This is a genomic window from Massilia sp. DD77 (genome assembly GCF_036961685.1).
Classification (GTDB): Bacteria; Pseudomonadota; Gammaproteobacteria; order Burkholderiales; family Burkholderiaceae_D; genus Telluria.
The window spans coordinates 38,028-64,280 of sequence record NZ_JBAMDH010000002.1 but is presented as its reverse complement, the minus strand read 5'-3'; the positions used below and the strand labels follow the sequence as shown (position 1 = coordinate 64,280).

Below are 26,253 nucleotides of genomic sequence, written 5' to 3'. Positions count from 1 at the left end.
GACCCATGAGCATCTTGACCCAGGAACAAACCAAGCGCATCACCGACCGTGTGCTGTCGCTGTCCAAGGCCGACGAGTGCATCGTCAACATCGAGGGCAGCCGCATCGGCAACATCCGCTTTGCGCGCAACGCCGTCTCGACCGCCGGCCTGGCCGACGACACCCGCGTGCAGGTGCAGGTCGCCTTCGGCAACAAGCAGGGCACCGCCACCGTCAACGAGTTCGACGACAAGTCGCTCGAGCGCGCCGTGCGCCGCGCCGAAGACCTGGCGCGCCTGGCGCCGGCGAATCCGGAGTTCATGCCCGCGATCGCCAAGACCGGCTACAAGAACTCCGAGACCTTCGTCCAGCGCACAGCCGACATCGATCCGGAATACCGCGCCCAGGCGGCGGCCTATGCGATGGAAGCCTGCCGCAAGAAGGGCCTGGTCTCGGCCGGCTTCTTCACCGACCGCTCGTCCTTCGAGACCGTCGCCAACTCGAACGGCGTGTTCGGCCACCAGGTCGCCACCTCGCTCGACTTCACCTGTACCGTGCGCACCGAAGACGGCCGCGGCTCCGGCTGGGTGAAGCGCTCGGCGCGCGACGTCGCCAAATTCGACCCGCGCGAAGCGGCCGAAGTGGCGATCGAAAAGGCGCTGCGCTCGGTCGAGGCCAAGGCGCTGGAGCCGGGGCGCTACACCGTGATCATGGAACCGGCCGCCACCAGCGACCTGGTCGGCTTCATGCTGAACGGCTTCAGCGCCCGCAGCGCCGACGAGGGCCGCAGCTTCCTGTCCAAGCAGGGCGGCGCGAACCGCCTGGGCGACAAGCTGTTCGACCAGCAGGTCAACATCTGGTCCGACCCGTGGGACAAGGACGTGCCGGTGCTCCCGTGGGACAACAACATGCTGCCGCGCGAGCGCGTGCAGCTGGTGAAGGACGGCCGCATCAATGCGCTCGACTACTCGCAGTTCTGGGCCAAGAAAAAGGGCCAGCGCGCCGTCGGCAGCGCCGGCAACATCATCATGGCCGGCACCGACAAGTCGACCACGGAGCTGATCGCCAACACCAAGAAGGGCATCCTGGTCACCCGCACCTGGTACATCCGCATGGTGGACCCGCAATCGGTGCTGCTGACCGGCCTGACCCGCGACGGCACCTTCTACGTGGAGAACGGCAAGATCAAGCACCCGGTGAAGAACTTCCGCTTCAACGAGAGTCCGGTGACGATGCTGAACAACATCGAGGAAATCGGCAAGCCGGTGGTGATCGGCGGGGATGAGGCGAATTATTCGATGCTGATTCCGTCGATGAAGATTCGGGACTTCAACTTCACGTCGCTGTCGGACGCTGTTTAAGCACCGAAGCACGTAACAGTGAGCCCGCACCCTTAGCCCGTCATCCCCGCGCAGGCGGGGACCCAAGTTCGTAGCGCAGCGGTAGGCGTAAAACTTGGATCCCCGCCTTCGCGGAGACGACGGGCATAAGCTGGCGGCAGGGCGAACGCTAACGGAAAACAAACATGGAACGTCGTACCTTCCTCAAAGTCGGCGCCGGCACCGCGGGCGCCATGATCATCCCCGTCTTCGGCAACGCCATCGCCGCCGACGAGCTCCTGAACCCGATGGCCGCCGCGGCGAAGAAGGCCCTGGCCGACGTCGCCCTGAACGCCGCCACCAAGGCCGGCGCGTCGTATTGCGACGTGCGCATCGGCCGCTATCTGAACCAGTTCATCATCACGCGCGACCTGAACGTCGAGAACATCAGCAACACCGAGTCCAGCGGCGTCGGCGTGCGCGTGATCGCCAACGGCGCCTACGGCTTCGCCTCGACCAACAACATGACCCCGGACGGCGTGGCGGATGCCGCGCGCCAGGCGGTCGCCATCGCCAAGGCCAACGCCAAGCTCCAGACCGAGCCGGTGCGCCTGGCGCCGGTCAAGGGAGTGGGCGAAGTGGCCTGGGCCACGCCGATCAAGAAGGACTGGCGCAGCGTGCCGGTCAAGGAGAAGGCCGACATGCTGATCGCCGCCAACAAGGCCGGCATGGACGCGGGCGCGAGCTTCATGACCGCTTCGCTGTTCCAGATCAACCAGCAGAAGTACTTCGCCTCGACCGACGGCTCCTACATCGACCAGGACATCCACCGCCTGTGGGCGCCGATCAACGCTACCGCCGTCGACAAGGCTAGCGGCAAGTTCCGCTCGCGCGCCGGCCTGGGCGCACCGGTGTCGATGGGCTACGAGTACTTCGACGCCCGTCCCGAGCACAAGGTCATGGCCGCCGGCGGCGTCACCACCCTGTACACCGATTCCTACGACATCGTCGAGGACGCGCGCCTGGCTGGCAAGCAGGCGCGCCAGAAGCTCGGCGCCAAGTCGGTCGAGCCGGGCAAGTACGACCTGGTGCTGTCGCCGGAACACCTGTTCCTGACCATCCACGAAAACGTCGGCCACCCGACGGAACTCGACCGCGTGCTCGGCTACGAAGCCAACTACGCCGGCACCAGCTTCGCCACCCTCGACAAGTGGGAAACGAAGAAATTCAAGTACGGCCATGAGCGCGTCAACTTCGTCGCCGACAAGACCACCCCGGGCTCGCTCGGCTACGTGGCCTACGACGACGAAGGCGTCAAGACCAAGAAGTGGGACATCATCCGCAATGGCGTACTGGTGAACTACCAGGCCACGCGCGACCAGGCCCACATCATCGGCGAGAAGGAATCGCACGGCTGCTCCTACGCGGACAGCTGGAGCACGATCCAGTTCCAGCGCATGCCCAACGTGTCGCTGGAGCCGGGCAAGGCGCGCCTGACCCCGGACGAGATGATCAAGGACGTCAAGAAGGGCATCTACATCCTCGGCCGCGGTTCCTACTCGATCGACCAGCAGCGCTACAACTTCCAGTTCGGCGGCACCCTGTTCTACGAGATCAAAAACGGCAAGATCGCCGGCCCGCTGGAAGACGTGGCCTACCAGTCGAACACCCAGGAGTTCTGGAACGCCTGCAGCGCCATCTGCGACGAACGCGACTGGCGCATGGGCGGATCGTTCTTCGACGGCAAAGGCCAGCCGAGCCAGGTCAGCGCCGTGTCGCACGGCTCGAGCACCACGCGCTTCAACGGCATCAATGTGATTAACACCGCACGCAAGATCGGATGAGGAGACACGGATGAAATCCCTGAACCAGGAACAAGCAAAACGCATTACCGACCGCGTGATCGGTCTTTCGAAAGCCGACGAATGCAATGTGTCGATCGAAGGCAACCGCACCGGCAACATCCGCTTCGCGCGCAACAGCGTGTCGACCGCCGGGCTGACCGAGGACATGCAGCTGCAGGTGCGGGTCGCCTTCGGCAAGCGCGTCGGCACCGCGGTGATCAATGAATTCGACGACAAGTCGCTGGAAAAGGCCGTGCGCCGCGCCGAGGAACTGGCGCGCCTGGCGCCGGAGAACCCGGAGTTCGTGCCGGCCGTCGGCAAGCAGGAATACCGCGGCACCCAGACCTTCGTGCAAGGCACTGCCGCGATCGACCCGGACTACCGCGCCGAAGTCGCCGCCGCCAGCATCAGCCAGGCGCGCGCCAAGAAGCTGGTGACCGCCGGCTTCTTCACCGATTCGACCCGCTTCGCCTGCATCGCCAACTCCAAGGGCGTATTCGGCTACCAGGAGTTCACCGACCTGTCCTTCACCTGCACCGCACGCACCGAGGACGGCCGCGGCTCCGGCTGGGTGACCCGTTCGGCGGTCGATGCGCGCCGCTTCAACGCCGCCGAGGCGGCCGAAGTGGCGATCGAGAAGGCACTGCGTTCGGTCGACGCCAAGGCCCTGGAGCCGGGCCGCTATACCGTGATCCTGGAGCCGGCGGCGACGTCGGAAATCCTGGGCAATATGTTCAATTCCTTCGATGCGCGTTCGGCCGACGAAGGCCGCAGCTTCCTGGCCAAGAAGGGCGGCGGCAACCGCCTGGGCGACAAGCTGTTCGACCAGCAGGTCAACATCTGGGCCGACCCATGGAACCCGGACGTGCCGGTGGCTCCGTGGGACAACGAGACCATGCTGGCGCGCAAGCGCACGGACCTGATCAAGGATGGCCGCATCGCGTCGCTCGAGTACTCGCCGTTCTGGGCGCAGAAGACCGGCAAGATCGCTACTGCCAGCCACGGCAACATGATCATGGCCGGCGGCACCAAGTCGCTGGAAGAGCTGATCGAAGGCACCAAGAAGGGCATCGTGGTCACCCGCACCTGGTACATCCGCATGGTCGATCCGCAGTCGCTCTTGATTACGGGCCTGACCCGCGACGGCACCTTCTACGTCGAAAACGGCAAGATCAAGCACCCGGTGAAGAACTTCCGCTTCAACGAAAGCCCGGTCACCATCCTCAACAACATCGAGGAACTGGGCAAGCCGCAGGTCATCGGCGGCGACGAAGTGCCGTTCCAGATGGTGCTGCCGCCGATGAAGGTGCGCGACTTCAACTTCACCTCGCTGTCCGACGCTGTCTAAGGTGAGTGCCGAATAATGGCGTCTTACGATTTCTACTTCACGCGCCTGATGTATGAGTCGGGCGACTGGGACGTGGATATCCGCATGCCCAGCAACGTGCTGAACTCGCTCGTCGAGTACACCACCTTGCGGGTGGATCCGGTCGAGCGCATGGTGGCGCTCGCCGATCCGAAGATGCTGCAGGCGCCGTTCTGCTACCTGGCCGGCCACAAGCTGGTCCAGTTCACCCCGGCGGAACGGCGCAATTTCGAGCGCTACGTGCGTGGCGGCGGCTTCGTCTTCGTCGACGACTGCAACCACGACATCGACGGGCTGTTCGCCAAGTCCTTCGAGGCCGAGATGGTCAAGATCTTCGGCGCCTCGAGCCTGAAGAAGATCCCGAATACGCACCGGCTGTATTCGTGCTTCTTCAAGTTCGACGGCCCGCCCACCACGGGCGGCGAGCTGAATGGCTGGGGCGACGACCTGGTGCACGAGTACCTGAAGGCCATCGAGTTCGGCGGCCGCATCCGGGTGCTGTACTCGAACAAGGACTATGGCTGCGAATGGGATTACGACTTCCGCAACAAGCGTTTCCTGGCGGTCGACAATACCCGCTTTGCGGTGAATATCATTCAATATGCGTTGGGAGCATGAGCAGTGTCTGAACGTGATGCGGTAGCGTGGAGTGAACAGGAAATCGCCAGCCTGACGGCCAAAGTGGGCGCGCTGAAGGCGAGCATGGCGCGCGTGATCATCGGCCAGGAGAACGTGGTCGACCTGCTGGTCACCTGCCTGCTGGCCGGCGGCCACGCGCTGGTGGAAGGCGTGCCGGGCCTGGGCAAGACCCTGCTGGTGAAGTCGCTGGCCCAGGCCACCGACATGCAGTTCCGCCGCGTGCAGTTCACGCCGGACCTGATGCCTTCGGATATCGTGGGCACCGAAATCCTGGAGGAAGACACCAGCACGCGCCAGCGCGTGTTCCGCTTCCAGCAAGGCCCGGTGTTCACCCAGGTGCTGCTGGCCGACGAGATCAACCGCGCGCCGCCCAAGACCCAGTCTGCGCTGCTGGAAGCGATGCAGGAGCGCGCGGTCACCTTCGCCGGCCAGACCCACAAGCTGCCGCGTCCCTTCTTCGTGCTGGCCACCCAGAATCCGATCGAGCAGGCCGGCACCTATCCGCTGCCGGAAGCCCAGCTCGACCGCTTCCTGCTGCGCATCGACGTGGTCTACCCGACCGAGGACGAGGAGGTGCTGATGGTCTCGCGCACCACCCACGCGGGGCTGGACGACGCCGAGCCGGCGATGGACGTGAACACGTTGCTGCGCCTGCAGCAGCTGGTGCGCGACATCGAGATCGGCGACCACTTGCTGCGCTACGCCACCCGCCTGGTGCGCGCCACACGCCCCAGCGAAACCACCGTCGCTGCGGTGAAGCAGCACATCGGCTGGGGCGCCGGTCCGCGCGCCGGCCAGGCGCTGGTGCTGGCGTCGAAGGCGCGCGCCCTGATGCATGGCCGCCTGGCGGTCACGCGCGACGACATCCAGGCCATGCTGCTGCCGGTGCTGGCGCACCGCGTGCTGCGCAACTTCGAGGCGGAGGCCGACGGCATCGCCATCGCCGACATCCTTCAGTCCCTGCGCAACGAGATCAAGGTCGACTGAGTTGTCGCTGGCGAAGACCGCGCTGATCGCGCACACCCAGAACATCGATCTCGTGATCCGGCACGTGCTGGCCGGGCTCGGGCACGGCATTCATGCCGGGCGCGAGCGCGGGGCGGGCGTCGAGTTCTCGGAATACCGGGCCTATGCGCCCGGGGACGAGTGGCGCCGCGTGGACTGGAAGCTGCTGGCGCGCGCCGACCGCTATTTCGTACGCGAGGCGGAGCGCGACAGTCACGTGGCCGTCTGGCTGGTGCTGGACGCCTCGGCCTCGATGGCCGAGCCCAGCCGCAGCGTGGACCAACTCGACAAGCTGCACTATGCGCGCATGCTGCTCGGCTGCGTGGCCGCGATCGCCCAGCGCCAGGGCGACGCCTTCGGCCTGGTGGTGCTGGGCGAGGGCAGGGTGCAGTTCACTCCGGCTTCGCGCGGGCCGCGCCAGCTGCAGCGCGTGCTGGCCCAGTTGCAGCGCGCCGAACCCAAGGGCGAGCTGCCCGACGCCGACACCCTGCGCGCCAGCCTGCACTTCGCACGCGCGCCGAGCGCCATCTTTGCCGCCAGCGATCTGCTCGACTGGCCTTCGCCGCTGTCGCAGGCCTTGACCAGGCTGCGCCAGATGCGCCACGACGTGCGTGTGCTGTGCCTGCAGACCCAGGCCGAGATCGACGCCAGCTTTTCAAGCGCGCCGGCCTACCGCGACCCGGAACAAAGGGCCGGCGTGTTCCGCTTCGGCGCCGACCTGAAGGAAGCTTATCGCCGCAACCGCGAGGAACACTTCGCCGCGGTCACGGCCCAGTGCCGCAAGAATGACATGCCCCTGACACTGGCCGCCATCGAACAGCCGCCGGCCGAGGTGCTGCGGCGCTGGCTGCGCCGTCCGGGAGGCCGTTCATGAACGGCCTGTGGTGGCTGGGCCTCGCGAGCCTGGCGCTGCCGCTCTGGTGGCACCGCAAGAAGCGCGAGCAGCACAAGGCGGAGCCGCTGGCGACCGCGCGTTTCCTGCCGCGCACCGAGCCGCGCCAGACCCGCGTCTGGCGCTTCAGCGATCCCTTGTTGCTGCTGCTGCGCTGCCTGCTGCTGGCAACGCTCGTGGCCTGGCTGGCCGATCCGGTCTTCCCCTGGCGCGGCGACACCGTGATCGTGGCCGAGGGAACGGACCCGGCCTGGACCGATCGCCAGGCCACGCAGGCCGGGCTGGCCAGGGCCGAACGCATCGTCATGCCCGCGCACCAGGCCATCGCCTGGCTGCGCACCCATGAGCGCGAATGGAAGCCCGGGGCGCGCCTGCTGATCGTCGGCGATATCCCCATGCCGGCCACCCTGCCGGTATTCGGCCGCACGGTCGAGATGCGCACCCAGGCCAGCGCGCCGGCGAGGAGCGAGCGCCATGTCTACATCGAGAGCGATCGCCCGCAGGAATGGCGCCGCCTGTTCGCCGCGCTCGACGGCCCGGAACGCGTGGTCGTCGACGCCGCGCCAGGCGCCAAGACCGAATTGATCGTCTGGGACCGTCCGGGTGCGCCGCCGGCGTCGCTGCGCGCGCCCTTGTGGTGGGTGCTCGACCCGGCCGCCTTCCCTGAAATGAGCAAGGCGCGTGAAGCCGGCGGCGTACTGCATGCGGACAGTGCGCGCGGACGCCTGTGGCTGTCGAAGTCCTGGCCGCCGCGCGATGCGGACGCCGCGCGCGCCCTGGTCGAACACTGGCAGCAGGTGCACGTGGGCCCGCGTCCCTACACGGCGCCCTCGCGTGTGTTCACGGCGTCGAAGGATGCGCGCGCGCCCGAACCGAGCGGCGCCCTGCGCGACATGCTGCTGGCCGCCCTGGTGGCCCTGTTTGTACTGGAAAGGTTGCTCACGCATGCAAGAAAGCGCTGAGATCGTCCGGCGCGTCTGGCGCGCCGCCCAGCTGCGCCGCCTGCCGCTGTGGGTAGGCGGGGCCTTGCCTTGGCTGGCCCTGCCGTCCGGTCCGGGCCTGCTCGCCTGGGGCGGCTGGTGCGCCTGGGACTGGGCCAGGCTGCGCCGCCGCGTCAAGCACGAGTGGAGCGGCTGGCTGGACGGCGCCGTGCCCGAGATGGAAGACAGCTCGGCGCTGCTGGCCCATGCCGACAGCCCGGTCGCTCGCCTGCAGCGCCAGCGCTTGCTGGATCGCCTGGACGCCAGCGTCACCAAGGCCCAGCTGCGCGGCATCGCCAAGGGCCGGATTGCCGCAGGCGTGCCGATCGTCCTGACCAGCGCCGCGCTGGCCGGCATGCTGTGGTTTGCGGGCCAAGGCAAGCCGCAGGCCGGCGCCCAGCCGCCGCAACCCCTTGCCGCGGCCGTGGCCGCGCCGCTGTCGTCCCTCAGCGTACGCGTGGCGCCGCCCGCCTATACCGGCGTGGCGGCGTCCGAATCGGCGCCGCGCGACCTGCAGGTGCCCGAACAGACCAAGGTCTCCTGGTGCCTGAAGGACGGCGCGGCGAATACCGACAGCATCGAACTGGGCAACGGCGAGGTGCTCAAGCCCGGCAAGGAGTGCGCCAGCTGGACGGCGACGGAATCCGTGCTGTGGCGCTGGCGCGGCAAGCGCTATACCTTGCGCGTGCTTCCCGACCAGCCGCCCGAGATCACGGTCACCGCGCCCGGCCAGATGGTGGTCGAGCTGCCCGAGAACGCGGGCACGGCGCCGATGGGCGTCAGGATCCGCGACGACTACGCGATCAAGCGCGCCACCCTGCACATGACCCTGGCGCGCGGCAGCGGCGAGAACGTGCGCTTCACCGACCGCGAGATGCCGCTGCCGGCGTCGAACGACCCAAAGCAGCGCAACTGGTCGAAACAGTGGTCGCTGGCGGACCTGGGCATGGAGCCGGGCGACGAGCTGTATTTCTTCGTGCGCGCGACGGACAACGCCACCCGTCCGCACACGGTGCAGTCGCCGACCTATACCCTGCGCATGCCGGCGCCGCCCGGCGAAGCCGAAGAGGAAAGCGCGGCGATGCCGATGCTGGTCAAGCCGCAGAGCCTGCGCAGCCAGCGCCAGATCATCATCGATACCGAGCAGCTGGTGGCCGACATGCGGGCGACGAAAATGAGCGAGGAAGCGGTGCGCGACCGCAGCCAGAAGATCGCGGGCGACCAGGGCATGCTGCGCCGCCGCTACGGCCAGTTCCTGGGCGAGGAATCCTCGCTGTTCGCCGACGACGAGGGCGGTGGCGAGCATGGCGGCCACGGTGGCGAGGAGAAGCAAGACATCCTGCACCAGTTCGGCCATGCCCACGACGAGTCCGAGAACGCTACCCTGTACGACGAGGACACCAAGAAGGTGCTGCGCCGCGCGCTGTCGGCGATGTGGGACGCCGAAAAGGCCCTGCGCGCCATTGCGCCGAAAACCGCGCTGCCGCCCGAGCACAAGGCGCTCGAGGCGATCAAGGAACTGCAGCAGGCCGAGCGCGTCTATCTGCACAAAACCGCCTTCACGCCGCCGCCGATCAAGGAAGAAAAGCGCATGAGCGGCGACATGGATGGCACGGCCAGCTACCGCCGCGAGCAGGCGGGACCGGACCAGCCGGTGCCGGACGAGGTCCGCACCCTGGTGCAGGCGCTGTCGAACGACGGCCCGCTGCCGGCCTTGTGGACCCGCACGGCCCACGACTGGGTACGCGCCAAACTGACTGACGACGAGCAGCGCCTCTCGGCCCAGCGCGCGATCCAGGACGTGGCGGACGGCTGTGCGAGCTGCCGTCCCGTGCTGCGCGCCTGGTTGCGTGCGGGTGCGGGCCAGGGCCAGGTGCTGCTGCAAGCCCGCCCAAGCGTCGAGACGCCTTTCGTGCGCGGCTGGCGCGAAGGAGTCAAGCCATGAACACCACGATCCTGATCGCCGCGGTCGCCGTGGCCGGCGTGGCGAGCGCAGGTTTCTACCTGGCGCGCCGCAAGTGGCCGGACGCGCTGCTGGTCGCCATCGCGGCCGGCGCCCTTGGCCTGTTCGCCGCGGATTTGCGCGTGCCCGGCGAAGGCGGACGCACCCTGGCGCTCGATCCGAAGGCCGTGCCGTCCTCGCTGGACGGCATCCGCGCGCTCACGCTCAAGGGTGACGGCCTGCGCGCCGCCCAGTGGAACGACCTGCCGGCGCGGCCGCTGGCCTGGGACATGCCGCGCACCGGCGGGTTGCAGCTGGACTTTCCGCGCGAAGTGGCGCTGGGCCGCCTGTTCGTCCTGAAGGTAGACCGCGAGGACCTGGGCGAAGCGCGCCTGGAGCTGCTGGCCGAGAACGGCCAGGTGCTGGCCCAGGCCAAGGGCGCCGGCGAGCTGGCCGCCACCTGGCTGCCGCCGGTGGCCGAGCCGGTGGTCTTGAAGGCGCGCCTGCTGGACGCCAGGGACAAGCTGATCGCCGAAGGGCCGGTGCCCTTCGTCGTGCACGAGCCGGCCATCCTGCAGGTGCAGGGCCGCTTCGGCGCGCCTTCCTTCGACCTGCGGGTGCTGAACGAGCTGTTGACGGGCAGTGGCGCGCTGCTGGACTGGCAGGTGATGCTGAGCCGCGCAGTGACCCGCACCGAGACCGCGCGCGAAGCCATGGCGGCGCCCAACCTGATGGTGATCGACGCCGCCTGGTTCGAACGCGCCGGCGCCGGCGAGCGTTCCGCCCTGCTGGCCAAGGTGGGGCAGGGCATGTCCTTGCTGGTCCTGGGCGGGAATGCGAACGACGCGGGCCTGTGGTCGCGCAGCCTGCAGCTGCCCTTGCAGGCGCAGCCCTCGGACCGCAAGATCGAGGCGCCGCTGGAGTTGCCGGTCGCGCCGCTGGTTCCCGCCTCGCGGGTGGCGGGGCCGTGGACGGGCTCGGAGGACATGGTCTGGACGCGCAGCTGGCAGAAGGGCCGCATCGCCTGGCTGGGCGTGACCGAATGGCACCGCCATGCCATCAGCGAGCCGCGCGCGCTGGCGCTGTGGTGGCAGGGCGTGCTGGACCGACTGGACATCGAACAGAAGCGGCAGGCCGAGTGGCTGGCCCCTGCCGAGATGCCGCTGCCCGGCCAGCGCCTCGAAGTCTGCGCGCGCGGCGTGAGCGGCGAGGCGCGCTTCCCCGGACTGAAACAGACGCTGGCCTGGCAGCGCAGGGCGGACCGCGCGGACGCCTCCTGCGTCGCCGTGTGGCCGGAGAAGACGGGCTGGTTGCGGGTGGAGGACAAGACGGCCGGCGTCCATGCCGTCTATGTGTATGCCCCGGGCGACTGGCCGCAATGGCAGGCGGCGCAGCGGCGCGATGCGACGGCGCGCTACGCCGCACGTACGCCCGCGGCGGCCGGGGAAGGGCCAACGCGCGCGCTGCCCGCCTGGCCCTTCGCTATGATCTTCGCGCTGGCCATGCTGGCGCTATGGTGGCGCGAACGCCGCTGAGGAAAACCTATGGCAACCGACAAGCATTTCGTCGACTACGTGATCGAGCAGTCCCGGCTGGGCAGCCGGCTCGCCTGCAAGAAGCTGTTCGGCGAGTTCGCGCTCTACCTGGACGGGAAGGTGGTGGCCTTCGCCTGCGACAACAGCCTGTTCATCAAGCCGTCGCAGGCAGTGGACACCCTGGCGCCGCGGCTGCCCAAGGGACCGCCCTATCCTGGGGCGAAGGACTATCCGATCGCCGACGAACTGCTCGACGATCCGGAGGCCTTGCAGCGCCTGATCCTGGAAACCGCGGCGCTGATGCCGCCGCCGAAAGCGAAAAAGCCGCCGAAAGCCAAGGCCGCCAGCTGAGCAAACGAAGACTGCGTGCCGCGCCTCAATGCTGTCCTGCCAGCACGGGCCTGGCTGACTGGGCATCGGCCCTCAGGGCGAACCAGGTCCACAATGCGCCGCCGAGATCCACGAGTCCGAACAGGATCAGCATGGGGCTGACCATACCGCTCAGTGCGAAGACGGTAAATGCCACGAAGACGAGGGAGCGCGTGTAGACCGAAGCCTCGAGGAAGGGCTTGTTCTCGTGCTTGCCCGCGACCCAGGAATAGACGCCGAGCACGCAGGCCATGACGCCGATGACGCGGATCCAGACCTCGGTGGTAGGCGCGATCCCAAACAGCCCGAGCAGGAAGTTCGGCGCGAGGATCAGCACCGGACCGATGACGAACAGATAGGCGGCGAACACTTTCGCGCTGAGGGCGGACTTGGACATGGTTTCCTCTTCTCGAACAGGGATGCGGGTTACAAGCCGGTCGAATTTAGCACTTCAAAGCGCAAAAACATAAACATATCTCGTCCATATGGCATTCCATGCGCGGTGCATCGGCCGCATGGCGAAGCCGGCGCCGCTGGAAGATTGGCGCTGCAATGTTTATTGCTGAGCTGTATCGCGTAGCCTAAGCTCCTGCTGTTCGGTTAAGATGCCGCGCCCGGCGGCAGCACCGCACTTTTGCCTCACGCAAGCCGGAGAAGCACGTTGAAACAAGGTTGATAGCGCATGGCAGGGAAGGTAGTTGAAGGAATGCCCGGGCAGTACCGGGCCGGTGAAAAGCAGTTTGTCCTGATTAATCTATTGAAGGCCGTCGCGGCGCAGCTGATCGTCCTGCACCATCTGGCGTTCTACGGCCCCATGGCCGACCATGCGCGGCCCCTGCTGCCCGCGCTGGTCGACTGGCTCCAGGGCGATGCGCGCATCGCCGTGCAGGTCTTCCTCGTCGTCGGCGGCTTCCTGGCCGCGAAATCGCTGTCGCCCCAGGGCCTTCCCGGATTCGCGCCTCCGCTGCAGGCCATCTGGCGGCGCTACCTCAAGCTGGCCCCGCCCTTCATCGCCGCGACCCTGCTTGCGGCCGCCGCATCCGCCTGGGCGGCGGCCTGGATGAGCCACGATTCGATCTCGGCGCCGCCGACCTTGAAGCAGCTGTGGGCCCATGTCCTGCTGCTGCACAGCGTACTGGGCGCCGAGTCGCTGGCGGCCGGGGCCTGGTACGTGGCGATCGATTTCCAGCTGTATGCGCTCCTCACCTTGCTGGCCTGGTTGTCCGGCCGCCTGGCGGGCCGCCAGGCCTGGCTGCTGCCCGTGCTGGTCGCGGCGGGCGTGGGCGCTTCGCTCCTGTATGTCAACCTGGATGCGGACTGGGATGTGTGGGCGCCGTACTTCTTCGGCAGCTATGGCCTGGGCGTGCTCGCCTGGTGGGCGAGCGACCCGGTGCGCCGGCCCGGAAGCGCCGCGCTGCTGCTGGCCGTGATGCTGGGGACGGCGCTGCTGGCGCTGGTGCTGGACTTCCGCAGCCGGATCGCCCTGGCCCTGGCCGTCGCCTGTGTGCTGTTCCTGTTCGGCCGCGCCAGGCCGGTTGCGCATGCCGGCGCAGGGCTGGCCTGGGTGAACTACGCGGGCAAGATCTCCTTCGCCGTCTTCCTGGTGCACTTCCCCGTTTGCCTGCTCGTCAACGCGGCTTTCGCGCGCTTCCTGCCGGAGCAGCCGCATGTGCAAGCGCTTGGCGTGCTGGTGGCCTGGGCCGCCAGCCTTGCGGCCGGCGCCGCCTTCCAGCGCTGGATCGAAGCGCCGCTGGGCCGCGTGCTGGCGCAGCCATTCGGCGCGGGTCCGCCGCTTGCCGCCAAGGCGTAAACCGGCGAACAAAGAAAAACGCCGGCGCAAGGCCGGCGTCAGCATGGTACCGGGCGTGGACGATGACACCGTCCACGCCGCCATCAGGCTTAGAAGTTGTAGTCCGCCTTCACGTAGAACGAACGGCCGTTGATGCCGAACGGGCAGGTTTCCCAGCAGTGGGTGAAGCCCAGCTGCGGGAACGGCGCCGCCTTGACCGGATCCCACTTGGTCGGGTAGGTGTCGAACAGGTTGTTCACACCGGCGCTCAGGCTCAGGTTCTTGTTGAACGCGTAGCGGCCGGTCAGGTCGACGATCCACTTCGCTTCCCAGGTCTGGATGAAGCCCGGGGTGAAGCCCTGGCCTTCCACTTCGCCGAAGTAGTTGGCGCGCGCCGTCACGTTCCATGGACCGGTGGTCCAGTCGGCGGCCACCACGTGGTGCTGGCGCGGCTGGCCTTTTTCGATCAGGGTCACCTGGGTGTCGTCGAACAGCTGGGAACCGGTCAGGACCGGCGACTGCGAACGGCGGTTGTCGACTTCGGTCTTGTTGAAGCCGAGCTGGCCGGACAGCACCAGGGTCGAGCCCTGGCCCTTGATGGTCTGCTGGGCCACCAGGTCGAAGCCGGTGGTGGTGGTATCGATCGCGTTGGTGAAGAACTGGGCCTGGCCCACGCGCAGCGGATCCAGGATCGCCTTGATCGGGCAGGCCGCGGCGGTCGCGCAGGCGCCCGATTCAGGCGAGATGGTGCTCGAGAAGACGATGCGGTCGTCGATCTTGATGCGGTACACGTCGGCGGTCACCGACAGGCCCTGGGCCGGGCGCAGGATCGCGCCGAAGCTCACGCTCTTCGAGGTTTCTTCCTTCAGCGGCTCGATGCCGAAGGCGCGGGTGACGGCGCTGTTCTCGCGCGCGGTCAGGGTCTCGGTCAGCACGCCGGCGGCGTTCAGGTTGGTCGAGACCGAGCTGTAGAACTTCTGCTGCACGCCCGGTGCGCGGAAGCCGCTCGACAGGCTGCCGCGCAGGCCAAGGGTGCGGCTCGGATCCCAGCGTGCGCTCAGCTTGCCGGTGGTGGTGCTGCCGAAGTCCGAATAGCGCTCGTGGCGCACGGCGGCGCCGGCCGAGAAGGTATCGCCCCACTTGCGTTCCAGGTCCAGGTAGAGCGCGGTGTTGTGGCGGCCGTCGTCCACGGCGGTGCCCGGGGTATAGCCCGGGAAGCCCTGGATGCCGGATGCCGCGATGCCGCCGTTCTGGTTGCGGATCACGATCGCCGGGTTGTTGGTGCGGCCATACTGGTAGGACACCGGGTCGCCCGCTTCGATCTCGTAGTTATCCTGGCGCCATTCGAAGCCGGTGCCCACGTACAGCGGGCCGCCCATGAAGTCCACCGAACCCTTGAAGTCGAGGTTGAAGGTGGTCTGGTCGAACTTCAGGGTGCCGGTGTCGGCTTCCAGTGGCGAGGAGCCGTTCTCGTAGTAGTAGCTGACGTTGATCGAGTTGCGCTCGTGGAACTGGAGCTGGCTGCGGCCGTGGGTCAGGCTGATGTCGGCGCTCCAGTCGCCAGCCAGGTCGTGGCGGTAGCCGGCCGAGATCGAGGCGTCCTTGACGGTGGTGATGATGTTCGGCAGGAAGCCGTTCGGGTACACGGCCGGCACGTTGCGGTCGTCGCCCGCCGAGCGGAAGAAGCCCGAGGAATCGCCCTTGCGCTTGGAGGCGCCGCCGAACACGTAGAACTCGCCGCCGGCGGTCGGCAGCGCGGCGTTGGCCCACAGGTAGTAGTCCTTGGCGTCCGAATCGCCGATGCGCTGGGTCACGCGCGGCGGATCCACGCGCAGGGTGTCGACGCCGGCGCGGTTGGTTTCTTCGCGGTCGCGGCCTTCGACCGACAGGTTGAAGTAGCCGCCTTCGCCGAAGTTGATGCCCTTGTGCGCGCTCAGCGAGACGGTGTCGCCGTCGCCTTCGTCGGTGGTGCCGGCGCTGGCGCTGATGTTCCCCTGGGCGCCCTTCTTCAGGATGATGTTGATCACGCCCGAGATCGCGTCCGAGCCGTATTGCGCGGCCGCGCCGTCGCGCAGCACTTCGATCGACTGGATCGCCGACAGCGGGATGGCGTTGATGTCGGTACCGGCCGAGCCGCGGCCGATGGTCTGCTGCACGTTCACCAGCGCCTGCTGGTGGCGGCGCTTGCCGTTGACGAGCACCAGCAGCTGGTCCGGGCCCAGGCCGCGCAGGGTGGCCGGGCGGATGATGTCGGTACCGTCACTGATGAAGGTGGAGGTGAAGTTGAACGAAGGGTCGAGGTCTTGCAGGATCTTGCCGAGTTCCAGCGAGCCCGCGGATTGCAGGTCCTTGGAGCCGATCAGGCCGACCGGCACCGCCGTGTCGAGCGCGGTCTTGGCCTGGGTGCGCGAACCCAGGACCACGACCTGGGCTACGCCTTCTTCCGCTTGTTGAGCGGCTACAGGTGCCAGAGCCGCCATGAGGGCGGTCGCCAACAGGGCGCGTTGTGGCAGTTTCTTCTTCGTCATCCTCAATCCTTTTTGCGTTGTGTTGTTGTCTCGTCCAAATTACTAAGACGCAATTTAATATTAACAACGAGTTATAGAGAAGAAAGCTTTTCTCATGCAAAGTGGTAAGTACAAATGTCTCTTCCTTGCATAGATGTAGCGCAAAAGCCACGTATTGCTTTCGTTAGCGCCCAACTATGAGCCCTGGGTAGAAAAAGCAGGCCAGAAATGCTGCAAAGCGGGATCGCCGCATGCCTGCGACCTTGTTACGTTCGCTAACAAGATTCTCAATGGTGCGCGAAAAGAACGATATACGATGAACAACAAGCCGGTACCGAAATCGGGGGGTATCCGGCCAGGCGGGGCATGCTCCGCCGACCTGGATTCGCCGTCCGGCCAGCTTGCGGACGGCAATGTGCAGCACCCGTTTTTGCAGCCACACCATGACCCAGCGAAGAACCGACGAGCGGACCGCGCTCGCTACCGAATATGCGTTGTTTCTGGCCGAGACACGCGGCCTCAGCGCGGGCATGGTGTATCTCGACAGCTGCAACGTCTCCCGGGACATCCTCCTGCGCGCCATGCAGGAGCCCGGAGCCCGTCGCAGCAGGGAGCGGCGCCAACACCGAAGAAACAACTAGCCCATGAACATCACTCAGCTCTGCAAACGATATGGTCTCGAGCATTACGGCAATCTGGAAGACGCCTGGGATGCGTTCGGGCCGTCCGGCATCGTGCTGATGCAGCTGTGGCATGCGCCCAACCAGCGCCTGCGCGAGCATCCACTGCCCGGCGCCCACCTGCGCGTGCTGTGCTTCGAGCGCGCGCAGCACGAGCGGTCCGGCGCGGACGCCTACCAGGGCCGGGTCTGGAGCCTGGCCGCGGTCGAGAACGGCGCCAAGGCCTATGCGGCGATGTCGGTGCCGCCGTCGCGCCAGCGCGGCGCGGGCGCCTGGGCCAAGTATGCGAACCTGGAGCGCGTGTTCCCGGTGCTGGCGCTGGAGCGCGAGCCGGACGGCGACGTGTTCGCCGTGCTCGGCCTGCCGGTGCCCGCCTCGGAACTGGGCGCGCCCTCGCTGTCGCGCCGAGGAAGGCCGTCGCTGGCCGCCGTCGCCGGCGCCACGGCGGGAGCGGCCCGGCGCGCGGTCAGCCCTGGTGGTCGCGCATCCACTCCTTCAGCCCATTGACCCAGTTCTTGGCCGGCAGGTTCAGGCGCCGCTTGATCTCGGCGGCGCGCTCGTAGAGCACGGAAAAGTCCAGCTCCGGCGCGTTCTTGAAGGCCAGCACCACGATGTTCGCGTCGTGCACTTCGGGCAGCCAGACCACCGCGTCGAACACGGCTTCCATCGCCAGCAAATTCCTGTCGTAGTTGCTGAATTCGCCGAACACATTGGTGGTCATGACGCCGCCTTCCTTCAGGCAGTCGTGGCAGGCCTGATAGAACTCGGGCGTGTCCAGCACCGGGCCGCGCGCCTCCTCGTCGTACAGGTCGACCTGCAGCACGTCCACCGTGCCGTGGTTCGCCTTGTCGAGCACGAAATCGAGGGCGTTCATCTCGCGCACGGCCAGGCGCGCGTCGTCCTCCGGCAGGCCGAACAGGGCGCGGCAGATCGCGATCACGTTGGGATTGAGCTCCACCGCCGTGACCCGCGCCTCGGGAAAGCGCTGGTAGCAGAACTTGGTCAGGGCCGCACTGCCCAGGCCCAGCTGCACGATGTGGCGCGGCGCGGCCTGGAACAGGGCCCACATCATCATCATCTGCACGTATTCGAGCTCGATCGCATCCGGCTTGGACAGGCGCATCGCGCCCTGGACCCAGGAGGTGCCGAGGTGGAGGAAGCGCACGCCCTCGAATTCGTCGATGGTGGCGGGCGGGTGGCCGGGCTGGGCGAAGCGGGGATCGATGCTGCGGGGAGATTTCGGGGGCATGGTTCGGGGATCTTACCAGACGGTGGCTTACGGCCTGGAACGTGGTGTGCTTGAAAACTCGGGTTCCGGCCTGCGCCGGAACGACGGTTTTATTGTGAGCGGCCTACGAAAATTTTTGTGGCCTGCTCCCTTCGTACGTCGTTCCGGTGAAGGCCGGAACCCAAGTTCAACCAGCTATCGCATCCTCGCTACGGCGTCCCGTTCGCGCAGTGTTCACTAAACCCCGCATGTGCCGCCAGCCGCGCATACCAGGCGTCCACCTGCGGATAGCTTGGCCGCTGCATCGGTGTCATCAGCCAGCGGTTGACCGACACCCCCAGCACGATGTCGGCCAGGCTGAAGCGCTCGCCCGCCACATAGTCCCCGGTCTGCGCCAGCCGCGCATCGAGCAGCCCGACCAGCCGGTTCCAGGCCGCGCTGCTGGCCTCGACCTGCGCCGGATCCTGGTGCGCCGGGCTGGCGCGCACCAGCGCCATGAAAGCGTAGCGCCAGGCCGTGTTCAATTCGGTTGCCTGCCAGTCCATCCACTGCTCGACCCCGGCGCGCGCCTGCGGTTCGTGGGGCAGCAGCGCCTCGCCGCCATATTTGCCGGCCAGGTAGCGGCAGATCGTGTTCGATTCCCACAGCACGAAGTCCCCATCCACCAGCACCGGCACCATGCGGTTGGGATTGAGCGCGGCATGCTCGTCGCACCATTCTTCGCGGCGGTAGGCCAGTCCCAGGACGGTGCAGGTCCACAGCACCTTGCGTACATTGATCGAGCTCGCTTTTCCGATAATCGTCAGCATGGGGTCTCCATCGGTGCCGGCAAGGCCGGCAGGATCAGGGTGACGGCCAGTCCGCCGCCTTCGCGGTTGGCCAGGGTGATGCGCCCGCCGTGCGCTTCGGCGATCTCGCGCGCCAGCGCCAGCCCCAGGCCGGTGCCGCTGCGCTTGGTCGAGTAGAAGGGCACCAGGGCGTTGGTCAGCACGGCCTCGCTCATGCCGCTGCCACGGTCGAGCACGTCGATGCGCAGCAGGTCCTGCACGCGGCGTACCTGCAGCTCCACGTCTTCCGGCGCCGAACCCGATTCGTGGGCGTTCTTCAGCAGGTTGACCAAGGCCTGCTCCAGTTGCGCAGCGTCGATCCAGGCGGGTTCCGCCGGCAGTTCGCCGCTGGAGCGGAATAGCACCTGGTCGCTCAGGCGCGCCACCAGCGCCGCCCAGGAGCAGGCTTCCAGGCGCGGCGTGGGCAGCTTGGCGAAGCGCGCATAGCCGAGGATGAAGCTCTCCAGGTGGCGGGTGCGCTCGCCGATGGTTTCCAGGATCTGCGGCAGGCGTTCGGTCTGCCCGCGCCGCACCAGTTCCGCGCCCGAGTGGGCGAGCGAGGCCAGCGGCGCCAGCGAATTGTTCAATTCATGGCTGATCACGCGGATCACCTTCTTCCAGGTCTGCACTTCCTGGCGCCGCAACTCAAGGGTCAGGTGCCGCAGCAGCAGCAGATCGTGCCGGCGGCCGTTCAGGGTGAAGGCGCTGCGCGCCAGGTGGTAGACCTCCTCGTCCTCGGCCTCGCCGGCCGTGAACAGGCCGTCGCCGCCGCGCGCCACCGCATCGCGCAGGGCCGGCGTGGCGCCATCCAGGATGTCCTTGAGCTGGTGGCCTTCCAGCTTGCGCCCGCTGGACAGCAGCTGGCGCGCCGCCAGATTGGCGTAGACGATGGTGCCGCGGCCGCCCGCCGAATCGGCCACCAGCAACATCGCCACCGGCGTGTTCTGGACCATGGTATCGAGCAGCAGCTCGCGCTGCACCAGGCCCAGGCGCTGCTCGCGCAATACCCGCCCCAGGTCGTTGTGGGCGGCGATCAGGTCGGCCAGTTCGTCGTTGTGCTGCCAGTGCAGGCTGAAGGAAAAGTCGCCGTCGCGGTAGCTGGTCACCGTGCCCTCGAGCGCGCGGAAGAGCGACAGGATGGGCTGGATCTGCGACCGGATGGTGATGATCGCGATCGGCACCACCGCCAGCAGGCAGGCGGAAAACACCAGCAGCGGGCTGTCGGGAAACAGGGTGTCGAGGCCGATGGCGATCAGGATGCCGAGCGCCAGCAAGGTGCCGACCAGGGCCGACCAGCGCGTGACCAGGGAGAGCCGGAATCCCTTTCCTTGACCGCCTGGACCCGCGCTCATGCGGACCTGGCGATGCCCAGCCGCTCCATGCGGCGGTACAGCGCCTGGCGCGACAGGCCGAGCTCGAGGGCGGCCTGGGCCACTACGCCGCCCGCGCGCGCCAGCGCCTGGGCGATGGCCTCGCGGTCGGGCTCCGTCTCGTTGGCCGCCGCGGGCGCGGCCGGCAGGCCGAGGTCGGCCACCATGATGAGCTCACCCTGGGCCAGCAGGCTGGCGCGCGCCATCACGTTCTTCAGTTCGCGCACGTTGCCGGGCCAGGCGTGCGCCAGCAGCGCCGCTTCGGCGGACGGATGCAGATGCTTGCCGCGCGGGAGGAAAGACAGCGCCAGCGGCAGGATGTCGCCCGGACGCGCCGCCAGCGGCGGCAGGCGCAGCTCGATCACGTTCAGGCGGTAGTACAGGTCTTCGCGGAAGCTCCCGGCGCGGATCATGGCGCTGAGATCGGCGTTGGTGGCGCTGATCACGCGCACCTTCACCTGGCGCTCGCGGTTCGATCCCAGGCGCTCGAAGCGTCCGGTTTCCAGTACGCGCAACAGCTTCATCTGGCCGGCCAGCGGCAGGTTGCCGATCTCGTCGAGGAAGAGGGTGCCGCCATCGGCCGCCTCGAACTTGCCCTCGCGCGCCTTCGAGGCGCCGGTGTAGGCACCGGCCTCGGCCCCGAACAGCTCGGCCTCGATCAGCTCGGAGGGCAGGGCGCCGCAGTTGAGCACCACGAAGGGGCCGTCCGGCACCTGCGAGTTGGCCTGGATGATCTCGGCGATGCGTTCCTTGCCGGTGCCGTTCGGGCCGGTGATCAAGACCGGCACGTCGGCGCGCGCCACCTGGCAGGCCAGGTGCAGCACGCGTTCGGTGGCCGGGTCTTGCCACACCAGGCCGCGCAGGTCGAAGTTCTGCTCCAGCTCGCGCTTGGCGCGGCGCTCGCGCTGCAGGCGCGAGGTGAGGGCCCGGTTGGCCTGGCCCAGCTCGATCAGGTTGGTGACGGTGGCCAGCAGGCGCTCGTCGTTCCAGGGCTTGGACAGGTAGTCGGCCGCCCCCGCCTTGACCAGGTCGACCGCCGCGTCCAGGTGGGTCCAGGCGGTCAGCAGGATCACCGGCAGGTCGGGATGGCGCCGGCGGATCTCGCGGAACAGGGTCACGCCTTCCTCGCCCGAGGTGGTGTCGGCGGTGAAGTTCATGTCCTGGATCACCAGGTCCACCGGCTGGCGGGCCAGCACGGCCAGCCCTTCCTCGGGCGAGGCCGCGCGCAGCGCCGCGATGTCGTGCAGCGAGAACAGCACTTCGAGCGCGATCGCGACGGCGGCGTTGTCGTCAATAATGAGAACGGTAGGCATGGCCGCTAGCATAGCATTGACGACACAAGCTTAGGCACTGCGGGTGGCCATCGCCGGCGAGATGCTGGCCGCGCGCCAGGCCGGGCCGTAGGCCGCCAGGATGCCGAGCGCCCAGAACACGATGGCGCCGCCGATCAGGTAGGGAATCGGCAGGCGCGCCATCTCCAGCTTGCTCACCAAAAGGTGGTTCAGGCCGACCCCGAACAGCACGCCGCCGAACACGCCCGCGCTGGTGATCATGAAGTTCTCCATGATGAAGTAGCGCAGGATGTCGAGCTTGCGGGCGCCCAGGGCGCGGCGTACGCCGATCTGCTTGCGGCGCTGGGTGACCCACAGGCTGGCCATGCCGACGATGCCCGAGCAGGTGATCAGGAGCAGCAGCACGCTCACCGTGATCAGCATCCACGACAGGGCCATGTCGGCGCGGTAGCGGTTCTTGCGGTCTTCCTCGACGGTCTTGGTCTCCAGGATGATCGGGGTGGCCGAGGACTTGCGCAGCGCTTCCTCGGCGTCCTTGATCACGCGGTCGCGCTGGCCCGGTTCGGTGCGGATCGAATACAGCGCCCCCGGGTTGCCGTACAGGCGGGCCGGGATGTGCACCGCGAAGTCGCCCCGTTCGCCCACTTCGGCGTGGGCCGACTGCAGGCGCTCGACCACGCCCACGATCTGGGTGCCTTGCGAGCCTTCACCGGTACCGAAGAACATGGTCTTGCCCACCGCCGACTGGCCCGGCCACAGCTTGTCGGCCAGGGGCTTGGAGATGATCAGCTGCTTGGGCAGCTCGCGCTGCTGGTTCTCGTTGATCTCGACGTACTCGTTGGGCAGGAAGTCGCGGCCGTCGACGACCTTCAGACCATAGGCCTTGACCAGCGAGTCGCCGGACACGTACTGCGAGGCGATCGCGCTTTCGCGCTCCTGGCGCTGGTCCAGGGCCACGCTGCTGTTGCTGCCGCTGCGCGACAGCGGCATCTGGGTCACGTTGGCGACGGCCACCACGCCGGGCACCGCGCGCAGCACGTCGGCTTCGCGCTTCATGGTGGCCAGCTGCTGCTCGGGGCCGTCGCTGTTGAGGTTACGGACCGTGAAGTAGAAGGTCGAGGCTTCGTCGGACAGGCCGGACGGGCGGGCGATCACTTCGCGCCGCTCGTTCACGATGTGCAGGGAGTTGGCCAGGATGCCCAGGCTCAGCGCCACCTGCAGCGCAACCAGGATCGGACCGGTCTTGTTGCGCAGCATGGCGGACAGGATAGGACGGATTTCCATGATGGTCTCTTTCAGGATGCGTTCACGTTATTGCGATTTGAGCTGGATCGCCGGCGTCACCTGGCAGGCGCGCCAGGTCGGCAGCAGGCCCGCGACGATGGCGGCGGTGACGGACATGATGAAGGTCAGGATCAGCATCTGCCAGTCCATACGGGCGATCATCGCCATGCCCTTGCTCTGCATGCCGATCAGGGCCAGGGCGCCGAAGGCCAGCACCAGGCCCAGAACGCCGCCGACCAGGCCGATCACGCTCGACTCGATCAGGAACTGGCGGAAGATGTCGCCGCGCGAGGCGCCCAGGGCGCGCCGGATGCCCACTTCGGAGGCGCGCACCGAGAACTTCGCCAGCAGCAGGCCGATGGTGTTCACCAGGCACAGGATCAGGAAGCCGAAGGCCAGCCAGGCCGACAGCTTGCTGTCCTTGCCGACCACCTTGAGCTGTTCCATCCATTCCATCACGTTGTACAGCTTGTTCGGCGCGTTGCGCTTCAGGCGGCCCAGCTTGCGCTGCTCGCCGGCATAGCTGTCCAGCCAGGACTGCAGGTCGGCGCGATCGGCGCTTGATCGGGTCTCGAACCAGAACTGGATCCAGGTGCATTCCGAGATCAGGAGGTTGGCCCAGCCCGGATCGCGGTTGGCGCTGCAGTTCATGCTGCCGCTGTGGCCGATCTCGTGGCGGATCGCGCTGGCGAAGGGAATGAAGAACTCCTCGCCGGTGCCGAAGCGGCTGCCGCCGATCAGCTTGTAGTAGCGCGGCGTCGGCGCCCACTTGTCGATCACGCCCACCACGGTGAACGGATGGCCCAGCATGCGCAGCTGCTTGCCGACCGGGCTGGCGTCGCCGAACAGTTTCTCGGCGGTGGCGCGGCCCAGCACCACGACGTCGGCGCCGCGGGTGTCGTCGCCCTCGGTCCAGGCCTGGCCGTGCAGGAAGGGCACGTTGAACATGGCGAAGAAGTCGCGCGTCGGCGCCATGCCGTTGGCGGTGAAGGCCGGGATGTCGCTGCGCGGCGGCTCGACCGGCACCTCGACGCCGTACATGGCGGTGCGGCGCTCGCCCTGGCCGCTCTTGAGCAGGTTCATGGTGTCGACATAGGCCAGCTGGTCGTCGTTGGGGCCGTCGCTCGGCACCCAGCCTTCGACGGGGCCGTTGTCGACGTGCGGCACGAACAGGCGGTCGCTCTTCTCGGGGATCGGGTCGCCCGACATCACATGCAGGATGGTCAGCGTGGACACGCTGGCGGCCACGCCGATCGCCAGGGTCAGCACCATCAGCGCGGTCAGGGCCGGGTTGCGGCGCAGGCTGCGCACGCCGAGCTTGAAGTAGTAGGAGAACATGGCGTTTCCTCAGGCGTTGGCGGCGTTGGCGGCCTTGGTGTCGACCAGGGTCGGGCCCTTGCGCACCAGGTCCGAGACCTGGCCGTCGATGATGTGCACGTTGCGGGTGGTGCGCACCGCCAGTTCCGGATCGTGGGTCACCATCAGGATGGTGGTGCCGGCCGCGTTGATCTCTTCCAGCAGTTCCATCACGCCGCGCGCCATCTGGGTATCCAGGTTGCCGGTCGGTTCGTCCGCCAGCAGCAGCTTGGGCGAACCGGCCAGGGCGCGCGCGATCGCCACGCGCTGCTGCTGGCCGCCCGACAGCTCGGCCGGGAAGTGCTTCATGCGCGAGGCCAGGCCGACCTTGGACAGCGCCTCCTCGATGCGCTCCTTGCGTTCCTTGGCGTTGAAGCCGCGGTAGCGCAGCGGCACGTCGACGTTGTCGAACAGGTTCAGGTCGGGGATCAGGTTGAAGCCCTGGAAGATGAAGCCGAGCTTTTCGTTGCGCAGGCGCGAGCGGGCGGTGTCGTCCAGGCCCTTCACGTTGACGCCGTCCAGGATGTACTCGCCCGAGGTGAATTCCTCGAGCAGGCCGGCGATGTTCAGGAAGCTGGTCTTGCCCGAGCCCGAGGGGCCGGTGACGGTCACGAACTCGCCCTGCTTGACTTCGATCTCGAAGCCGCGCAGCGCGTGGGTTTCGATCATGTGGGTGCGGTACACCTTGCTCAGGTTGGTCATGCGCAGCATGGGTTTCTCCTTGTTTGTCTTGTCTGGTTCAGCGGTTGATCGAAACGCGGTTCGCGTTGTTGAAGGTATCGGTGCCGGAGATGACGACCTTGTCGCCGGGCTTCAGGCCCGAGATGATCTCGACGGCCGAGATGCTGGTCGCGCCAAGCTGGATCGGGGTCCGCACGGCTACGCCGTCCTGCACCACATAGGCGTGGCGTCCGCCTTCGCTCTCGACGAAGGGGCCGCGCGGCAGCATCACGACGTTCGGTTTTTCCTCGATCAGGAGGCGCGCGGTCACGCGCTGGCTCTGGCGCAGGCCCTTGGGCTGCTCGCCGTCGAAGCGCACGCGCGCCAGCACCTGGTTCTTGACCACTTCCGGCGACAGGGCGGACAGCTTGCCGGTGGCTTTCCCGCTCGGCAGCGTAATCTCGGCGTTCATGCCCAGGCCCAGGTCGGCCACGTAGGTTTCCGGCACTTCCAGTTCGACCTCGAGCTTGGACAGGTCGACCAGGGTCATCAGCGGCGCGTTGGCGGCCACCACCATCCGGTTCTGGACATTCAGGGTGCCGATGAAGCCGTCGACCGGGGCGCGCACGGTCAGCTCGTCCACGCGGCGCTGGGCGTTGGCCAGCGACAGGCGCTGGCGTTCCAGTTCGTTGACCTTGGTCTTGAGCGCCAGCTGGACGTCGTCGCCTTCCAGGCTGGCCGCCTGGGCGGCGTGGCGGGCGCGGATCTGGGCCGAGTTCAGCGCATCCTTGGCCTTCTGGTGGTCGATCTTGGCGATGATGCCCAGCTGGCCCACGCTCTCGTAGCGCTCCAGGGTGCGCTGGGCCGACAGCCGGTCGATCTCGGCGGTGTCGGCTTCGCGCTGGGCCAGCAGTTTCTGCTTGCGCGCCAGGATCTGCTGGCGCGCCACCTCGGCCTTGAGCTGTTCGTAGCTCGACACTTCGCGCTTGAGTTCATCGCTCAGGTCGGGCGACTCCAGCACGGCCAGCACATCGCCCTTCTTGACGGTGTCGCCGGCGGCGACCTTCAGGTTGACGGTGGCCGGGGAGGTGGAATACAGGGTGGGGCTGACGGCGGCCACCACGCGGCCGTTGACCGAGGCGTCGCGCACCAGGGTGCCGCGGCCGACTTCGGCGATGCGCAGGCGCTCGCCGGACACCGAGTGTTCGCTGCTGTTCCAGGCGGACAGCAGGAAGCCGCTGAGGGCGACCACGGCGGCCGCGATGCCGCCGATGAGGGCGCCGCGCTTGAGTTTCTGCGCCGGCGGCGGGGCGATGACGGCGTCTTGTTGTGAAGTATCTCGGATCATGGAATGTCCAGTAGCGACAGAATGCTGTCTTTACTGCACGAT

General features: G+C 67.4%; 23 protein-coding genes. 13 read left to right on the top strand and 10 right to left on the bottom strand.

Annotated elements, in window-relative coordinates:
- Positions 1-5 precede the first annotated feature (5 nt).
- The 10 genes from V7778_RS01460 to V7778_RS01415 all read left to right on the top strand — a co-directional run bounded on the left by V7778_RS01460 (position 6) and on the right by V7778_RS01415 (position 11,852).
- The gene (locus V7778_RS01460) at positions 6-1,340 is read left to right on the top strand and encodes a TldD/PmbA family protein (RefSeq protein WP_335551581.1); all 1,335 of its coding nucleotides are present in this window, start codon (positions 6-8) and stop codon (positions 1,338-1,340) included.
- A 164-nt stretch (positions 1,341-1,504) separates the two neighbouring features.
- Positions 1,505-3,142 carry a TldD/PmbA family protein gene (locus tag V7778_RS01455; protein WP_335551580.1) on the top strand — a complete coding sequence of 546 codons (1,638 nt, stop codon included), beginning with the start codon at positions 1,505-1,507 and terminating at the stop codon, positions 3,140-3,142.
- A gap of 10 nt (positions 3,143-3,152) precedes the next feature.
- Complete coding sequence (locus V7778_RS01450) at positions 3,153-4,490, top strand: TldD/PmbA family protein (protein WP_335551579.1); 1,338 nt, start codon at positions 3,153-3,155, stop codon at positions 4,488-4,490.
- A gap of 15 nt (positions 4,491-4,505) precedes the next feature.
- Entirely contained in the window at positions 4,506-5,126 is a 621-nt protein-coding gene (locus V7778_RS01445; protein WP_335551578.1) for a DUF4159 domain-containing protein, read from the top strand.
- A gap of 3 nt (positions 5,127-5,129) precedes the next feature.
- Positions 5,130-6,134, top strand: coding sequence for an AAA family ATPase (locus V7778_RS01440; RefSeq protein ID WP_335551577.1), 1,005 nt, complete (start codon positions 5,130-5,132; stop codon positions 6,132-6,134).
- 1 nt (position 6,135) lies between these two features.
- The gene (locus tag V7778_RS01435) at positions 6,136-7,026 is read left to right on the top strand and encodes a DUF58 domain-containing protein (RefSeq protein WP_335551576.1); all 891 of its coding nucleotides are present in this window, start codon (positions 6,136-6,138) and stop codon (positions 7,024-7,026) included.
- The gene (locus V7778_RS01430) at positions 7,023-8,006 is read left to right on the top strand and encodes a BatA domain-containing protein (protein WP_335551575.1); all 984 of its coding nucleotides are present in this window, start codon (positions 7,023-7,025) and stop codon (positions 8,004-8,006) included. Before V7778_RS01435 ends, V7778_RS01430 begins: the two co-directional genes overlap by 4 nt.
- Positions 7,990-9,969, top strand: coding sequence for a DUF4175 family protein (locus tag V7778_RS01425; RefSeq protein ID WP_335551574.1), 1,980 nt, complete (start codon positions 7,990-7,992; stop codon positions 9,967-9,969). The genes V7778_RS01430 and V7778_RS01425 overlap by 17 nt, the downstream gene beginning before the upstream one ends.
- Positions 9,966-11,501, top strand: a complete 1,536-nt coding sequence (locus tag V7778_RS01420) for a hypothetical protein (RefSeq protein ID WP_335551573.1) — start codon at positions 9,966-9,968, stop codon at positions 11,499-11,501. Before V7778_RS01425 ends, V7778_RS01420 begins: the two co-directional genes overlap by 4 nt.
- A gap of 9 nt (positions 11,502-11,510) precedes the next feature.
- A complete protein-coding gene (locus tag V7778_RS01415; RefSeq protein WP_335551572.1) occupies positions 11,511-11,852 on the top strand; it encodes a TfoX/Sxy family protein in 342 nt (113 codons plus the stop codon).
- A 25-nt stretch (positions 11,853-11,877) separates the two neighbouring features.
- On the opposite strand, the gene V7778_RS01410 is transcribed toward V7778_RS01415, so the two are convergent.
- Positions 11,878-12,267: a hypothetical protein gene (locus V7778_RS01410; protein ID WP_335551571.1), complete on the bottom strand. Its 390-nt coding sequence runs from the start codon at positions 12,265-12,267 to the stop codon at positions 11,878-11,880.
- A 285-nt stretch (positions 12,268-12,552) separates the two neighbouring features.
- Here V7778_RS01410 and V7778_RS01405 point away from each other — a divergent pair, with 285 nt between their 5' ends.
- On the top strand, positions 12,553-13,680 hold the full coding sequence (locus V7778_RS01405; RefSeq protein ID WP_442920679.1) for an acyltransferase family protein: 1,128 nt from the start codon (positions 12,553-12,555) through the stop codon (positions 13,678-13,680).
- A gap of 89 nt (positions 13,681-13,769) precedes the next feature.
- Here the strand turns inward: V7778_RS01405 and V7778_RS01400 are convergent, their stop codons facing one another.
- Positions 13,770-16,187 carry a TonB-dependent receptor plug domain-containing protein gene (locus V7778_RS01400; RefSeq protein WP_335551570.1) on the bottom strand — a complete coding sequence of 806 codons (2,418 nt, stop codon included), beginning with the start codon at positions 16,185-16,187 and terminating at the stop codon, positions 13,770-13,772.
- A gap of 422 nt (positions 16,188-16,609) precedes the next feature.
- Between V7778_RS01400 and V7778_RS01395 the strand changes: the two genes are divergently transcribed.
- Positions 16,610-16,807, top strand: coding sequence for a hypothetical protein (locus tag V7778_RS01395; RefSeq protein ID WP_335551569.1), 198 nt, complete (start codon positions 16,610-16,612; stop codon positions 16,805-16,807).
- Positions 16,808-16,810: 3 nt separating this feature from the next.
- A complete protein-coding gene (locus V7778_RS01390; protein ID WP_335551568.1) occupies positions 16,811-17,353 on the top strand; it encodes a hypothetical protein in 543 nt (180 codons plus the stop codon).
- On the opposite strand, the gene V7778_RS01385 is transcribed toward V7778_RS01390, so the two are convergent.
- The 8 genes from V7778_RS01385 to V7778_RS01350 all read right to left on the bottom strand — a co-directional run bounded on the left by V7778_RS01385 (position 17,313) and on the right by V7778_RS01350 (position 26,211).
- On the bottom strand, positions 17,313-18,095 hold the full coding sequence (locus tag V7778_RS01385; protein WP_335551567.1) for a spermidine synthase: 783 nt from the start codon (positions 18,093-18,095) through the stop codon (positions 17,313-17,315). The two genes, V7778_RS01390 and V7778_RS01385, sit on opposite strands and share 41 nt — an antisense overlap.
- 188 nt (positions 18,096-18,283) lie before the next feature.
- Positions 18,284-18,883, bottom strand: coding sequence for a glutathione S-transferase family protein (locus V7778_RS01380; RefSeq protein WP_335551566.1), 600 nt, complete (start codon positions 18,881-18,883; stop codon positions 18,284-18,286).
- Positions 18,877-20,253 (bottom strand): sensor histidine kinase, encoded by a 1,377-nt coding sequence (locus V7778_RS01375; RefSeq protein WP_335551565.1) that lies wholly within the window; start codon positions 20,251-20,253, stop codon positions 18,877-18,879. The genes V7778_RS01380 and V7778_RS01375 overlap by 7 nt, the downstream gene beginning before the upstream one ends.
- A complete protein-coding gene (locus V7778_RS01370; protein WP_335551564.1) occupies positions 20,250-21,584 on the bottom strand; it encodes a sigma-54-dependent transcriptional regulator in 1,335 nt (444 codons plus the stop codon). Before V7778_RS01370 ends, V7778_RS01375 begins: the two co-directional genes overlap by 4 nt.
- Positions 21,585-21,614: 30 nt before the next feature.
- Positions 21,615-22,847 carry an ABC transporter permease gene (locus tag V7778_RS01365; RefSeq protein ID WP_335551563.1) on the bottom strand — a complete coding sequence of 411 codons (1,233 nt, stop codon included), beginning with the start codon at positions 22,845-22,847 and terminating at the stop codon, positions 21,615-21,617.
- A gap of 27 nt (positions 22,848-22,874) precedes the next feature.
- Positions 22,875-24,185 carry an ABC transporter permease gene (locus V7778_RS01360; protein WP_335551562.1) on the bottom strand — a complete coding sequence of 437 codons (1,311 nt, stop codon included), beginning with the start codon at positions 24,183-24,185 and terminating at the stop codon, positions 22,875-22,877.
- 9 nt (positions 24,186-24,194) lie between these two features.
- Positions 24,195-24,914 (bottom strand): ABC transporter ATP-binding protein, encoded by a 720-nt coding sequence (locus V7778_RS01355; RefSeq protein ID WP_335551561.1) that lies wholly within the window; start codon positions 24,912-24,914, stop codon positions 24,195-24,197.
- Positions 24,915-24,942: 28 nt separating this feature from the next.
- Positions 24,943-26,211: an efflux RND transporter periplasmic adaptor subunit gene (locus tag V7778_RS01350; RefSeq protein WP_335551560.1), complete on the bottom strand. Its 1,269-nt coding sequence runs from the start codon at positions 26,209-26,211 to the stop codon at positions 24,943-24,945.
- Positions 26,212-26,253: the final 42 nt, after the last annotated feature.